The organism is Gemmatimonadota bacterium (assembly GCA_026706845.1).
Taxonomy (GTDB): domain Bacteria; phylum Latescibacterota; class UBA2968; order UBA2968; family UBA2968; genus VXRD01.
Window position 1 is genome coordinate 10,211 of record JAPOXY010000195.1, and the last position, 4,972, is coordinate 15,182.

The 4,972-nt window shown below is 51.8% G+C and carries 4 protein-coding genes; all 4 read right to left on the reverse strand.

What is annotated here, in order from left to right; genetic code table 11:
- Positions 1-688: mandelate racemase/muconate lactonizing enzyme family protein (locus OXG87_17850; GenBank protein MCY3871417.1), on the reverse strand; the 688-nt coding region annotated here is incomplete at its 3' end.
- A 47-nt stretch (positions 689-735) separates the two neighbouring features.
- Positions 736-2,310, reverse strand: coding sequence for a M12 family metallo-peptidase (locus OXG87_17855; protein ID MCY3871418.1), 1,575 nt, complete (start codon positions 2,308-2,310; stop codon positions 736-738).
- A gap of 38 nt (positions 2,311-2,348) precedes the next feature.
- Positions 2,349-3,905 (reverse strand): AAA-like domain-containing protein, encoded by a 1,557-nt coding sequence (locus OXG87_17860; protein ID MCY3871419.1) that lies wholly within the window; start codon positions 3,903-3,905, stop codon positions 2,349-2,351.
- Between the two features lie 127 nt (positions 3,906-4,032).
- Positions 4,033-4,972, reverse strand: a 940-nt coding sequence (locus OXG87_17865; GenBank protein MCY3871420.1) for an aldo/keto reductase, incomplete at its 5' end; no start/stop codon positions are given.

Sequence of the window (4,972 nt, forward strand, 5' to 3'; positions counted from 1 at the left end):
TTTGTCGCACGAGTCGCAGGCTCTGTGTGCTTTCACTTCGCAATGGGTCTTCGATAAAAAATGGGCGATAGGGTTCCACGCCTTTGCAATATGCAATTACCCAGGTGGGATCCAGTCGCGTGTGAATATCGACGCAGATTTCGAATTCATCGCCACAGGCTTCGCGCACGGCTTTTACCTGTTCAATGCCATAACGCACGGCGCGCGAAGGTTCAAATACACTGGGATCTGTGGGATCGCTCATGCTCCAGCGGGCAAATTTCCAGCCTTCCTCCTGTCGTTGCACACAATTTGCGACCAGGCGGTCGATATTGTACTTATCGCCAACATGCGGATAACACGCCACTTTGTCGCGGGTTCTTCCGCCCAGTAGTTCATAGACAGGTACGCCCAGAGCTTTGCCTTTTATGTCCCAGAGCGCGATGTCAACGGCGCTCACTGCCGCTGACTGTACCACGCCGCCTGGAAAAAATCCGCCGCGAAACATGACCTGCCACAAATATTCGATCCGAAAGGGGTCTTGCCCGATAACGTCTGGGGAAAACGAGCGGATCACTTCGGCTATCGCGGTTCCGCGACGTATTACGCCCGCTTCTCCCAGACCATAAATTCCTTCGTCTGTTTCGACTTTGACGAAAAAATTTCCCGTTGTGGGCGCAATGAATGTTTTTAATGCGGTGATTTTCATGATAATCCTCCTGCAGATTAATGTTGTAGTGGGGACGCGCAAACAGGTCAATTGGATGGCACTTTTTTACCAAAGTCTTCGACAAAGATTAGAAAATCGCCAATCCCAATTGTGCCATCACCATCCAGATCAAACCGCACGTCATATCCCACATCACCTTGACTTAATCCGAACTGATCTACAAAGAGCAAGAAATCGGGAATACCAACAGTACCATCGCCATCAAAGTCGGGAGTAGCCAAAGCTTTTGCGGTAAAGATTTCGGAGACGAGCCCGGCCACCGTTACCTCAACCGTGTTGGTCCCCGGATGGTTCCCGAGTGTCAGCGTAGTGGAGGCGCGGCCCTTGGCATCGGTGAAGGCGGTCTCAACAGAGAGCGTTCCCCCGCCTGCGGTAACCACAAAGGTGACACCCAACCCGGCAATCGCCGATCCGTTTTGATCCAGCACCGAAACCACAAACGGCTCGACCAATTGTACACCGGGTGATCCTTGTTGCTTCTCGCCGGAGATTTTCTCCAGCATTTGAGGATGAGGGCGCGGCCACTTAGATACATCAAGAACAAAAGACGCCTTGCGGTTTTGATTCCCATTCATATCAACGGCTTGTACCGAAATCCGATGTACAGTGGGGTTGGGAAGACTCGTAACACCATCAGGTGGAATAACATCATAATAATAGAATTCAACAACGGCATCTTTTTTACCCATTAATTCACGACACGTTCTCCTGCTGCTGCCACCGTTAGTGAGGAGCACCTGATGAACTCCATCAGGATCTCTAACTTTAAGCTGGATAGAGACTCTTGTTCCCCTGCCGGATACATATGGCGAAATGAGTTCGATAGTGGGCAGCGACCCTTCTTCAATTGGGGTATCGGGATTGAAGTAGGTATGTACGGATAAAAATTTGGCATGGCATGCAGATAGAGAATTACGTTGATAGCCTCCATACGACATGATGTACGCGTCATTCCTAAAATCGTGATGTAATCCGAAGGCGTGCCCAAGTTCATGAGCCACTGTTCTCCAGTTAGTTTTGCCAGGAACCGATACAGAGCCACTATTTTTGCTCGTCTGGCTCGCGACACCTCCCACACGCCGACTACCTCGACCAATTGCATTTATACTATTGTCAATGAAGATCAAGTAAATATTCGTATAGAGATCAAACACCTGTTCAATCTCGTCAAGCACAGTACCTCTCGTATCATAGAGATAGTGACTGTCAGGTTGTTGACCATCCACGCGATGCACCAGCGGTTCGTCCTGTTCATCGGTTTCAAAACGGAAGGTTCTATCGCCGTAGCCGTGCATCTGCATCTGCTCGGCGAAAAATGCCTGAAGATTGCGAATCTCATCTTTCATCTGTTGAACCCTGTGGGCACGAAACGGGCGATCATTGGGCAAAAAGTAGATCATCCTTACCGTGCGTGGTTCGCCGACGTTCAGACCCGCCAGCTGTTTGGTCGCAGGGCGGTGACCGTGTCTCTCACTGTCGTAATCCAGGGGCTGGAAATGCACGCTATCGGTTGGCGAAGGCAACTCATGGGCGATGGCCAGCGGCGATAGAATAAGACCCATCAATGCGAGAATGGCGAAACGAAGAACAGAGGTTTTCATGTGTCTATCTCTTATCATTGCTACGGATGCTTTTCTCATCACATCCCCCACACAGTGATTTTCGCATTCCCTATGTCCTCTTCGCGACGGAATATCTTGTCGTCCCATGATACGTCCGGGCTACGGTCAAAGATGACGAGGTGGCCTTCGGTTGCTGCGCAACGATCCATGTAGGCATGGGTCTGTTTGAGGCCCTCACGCACGGTCTGTTCCAGGCTCTTGTGAAGCAGTTTGCATTCGATTACTGCCTTTTGAACCGCTTGATCGGGGCGAGTATCGCTGAGTGCTGGCCATAAGATCAACAAGTCTGTGCGCATGCGGCCCAGGCCATACTCGCGTTCGATCCGTCCGCCGCTGTTGACGATGCGCTGGAGAAACGCCTGGAGCAGCAACTGTGGACCGGCTTCTTTGTACTGGAACCGCTCGACCCAGTGTTCCGAATGTTCGCGGAAAAATTCCTGAAAGGCGGTTAGTAGATCGTCGAGACACAAGCGGCCATCTGCATCTACGTACCAGGCTGTGTCTTGAACAAGATATTCCTGCGTGGTATAGGTGAGGTCTCGGGGGATGACTTCCTGATAAATTGGATTGGCGATGGCGATGGGACCTTCCCGGCGCAAGAGGCCCAGATCGCGGGCATATTCTACGTCGTCCTGGGGAATCGCCTCGGTGGATTCGGCGCCACTCAACAGGGGTTCGACTACGCGCCTGACGCGCTCTTCCTGTAATTTGTCGGTGAGTTGGTCGAGGTGCGTTTCCCGGCGCAGGATGAGTTGTTCGCGGGCGTCGCATATCGCGTTGGCAGTGATGAGTTGGCTGCGATCTCGTCCGGCTTTGTTATCAAAACAAGCTTCGTAGGCCAGGGCGTTCACGAGCCAGGGCTGTCCCTGTGTCAGTTCCCAGATCGTGCTTTGGGCATTCTCGGCAAATATTTGTTCCGTCTCCTCAGTGTGTTGCGCCAGCAGTGTTTGCACTTCTTCTCGTGTGAAATCGCCCAGACGCAGGGACTTAGTGCGAATATTGAACGCGCTGCCGCCAGCGATAATCGCGTTTTCTGCGGTTGATTGGATGCGGTAATCGCGCACATCGCGTACGCCGCACAGGATGACGGTTTGTGGATATTGATACGGGCGGTCGGGATAGCCCGCACGGAGTTGCCGCAGCACGGAAAGGAGGGTGTCGCCGATCAGCGCGTCAATCTCGTCAATCATCAGCACCAGCGGCCTATTGTCGGCCGCAGTCCAGTGGCTCAGCACTTCTTGTAATGCTCCGTGGGGGCCAAATTTCTCAAGGGCCTCGCGCCAGACCTTCTTCACGATTCGCTCGCCCAGAATGCGTTCTGCTCTCGAAGCCAATTGCCCCAGTATCGCCTGCATGGCCGCGCCAACATCCTCGCGTGCGGACTGGCCGATTTCGACATTGATGTATAGGCAACGATATCGCCTGCTGCTGTTCAGTTCGTCCATCAGTGCCAGCAGTATAGATGTCTTGCCCGTCTGTCGGGGTGCATGCATGACAAAGTATCTTTGCTGCTCAATCATCAGCATGACCTCGTCGAAGTCAATCCGTTCTAACGGTGGGACATAGTAATGCATATCCGGTTTGATAGGTCCAGCTGTATTGAAAAAACGCATTTAACTGCACCCCAGTTATTCAAGCCCCAGTTTGTGGGGAAAATTTCTTGTGGTTGCCCTTTAGAGATGACACTGCTGCTGACCGCTGTCACCCAATCCATCCCGCTGTGCCAATCACATCTGCGATGGGAAGGGCGCGAGATAGTTCTTCGTGTGTGAGCGGTGGCATGTCTGACGTTGCTGTGTTGTCTTCAACTTGTTGTCGATTTTTTGCGCCAGCAATGACGCAGGATACGCCGGGGTGGTCTAACACAAATCGCAGAGCTGCCTGTGCCATGGTTCGCTGCGCTGTTTGCAAAAACAAAAGTTCGGGCAATTTTTTTAATCCCTCTTGCACTGCAGGACGTTGAAATCGTTCGTAACGCAAATCGTTTTGCGGTATTTTCTCGGCATTCTGTCCAAAGTATTTTCCGGTCAATTGGCCCTTTGCAAGGGGTACGCGGATGAGTGTGCCTATTTTTTGTTCTTTTGACCAGTGCAGTAATTCGTCGGCACTGCGTTCCAATAAATTGTATCCGATCTGCAAAATGTGGATGGGTCCCAGCGCCTGCAGTTTATCGATGGCTTCCCGGTTGTTGGTCGAGATACCGTACCATCTGATTTTGCCTTCCCGTTGCAATTTTTCGAGGGTTTTCATTACGGCGGGCATGGCCCATTCGTACGGGATTGCGTGCAGTTGATAAATGTCGATAAAGTCCGTTTGCATGCGTTTTAAGCTGTTTTCGCATGCTTCGACAATCCGGTTGTGTACTGATTGCTCATCGTTCTGGTCAATGTCCCGGTTTGGCTGCACTTTGGTCGCAATGATCCATTTGTCTCGCCGTCCCTGTAGGGCTTGTCCGACGAGTTCTTCGCTGTGCCCGTCGCCATAGCCTTCCGCAGAATCGATTAAGTTCACACCGAGTTCTTCACAGCGATGGATCAGTGCGATGGATTCCGCATCGCTTGTACCCGACCACACTTCAATGCTTCCATCTGCTCGCTGTTGTCTTCCCGAGATGGGAAAGGCACCCAATCCAATTTCCGAT

Bases quoted from the DNA above. Each gene is read 5' to 3' on its own strand.
- OXG87_17855 (MCY3871418.1), bottom strand. From the start codon at position 2,310: ATGAAAACCTCTGTTCTTCGTTTCGCCATTCTCGCATTGATGGGTCTT.
- OXG87_17860 (MCY3871419.1), bottom strand. From the start codon at position 3,905: ATGCATTACTATGTCCCACCGTTAGAACGGATTGACTTCGACGAGGTC.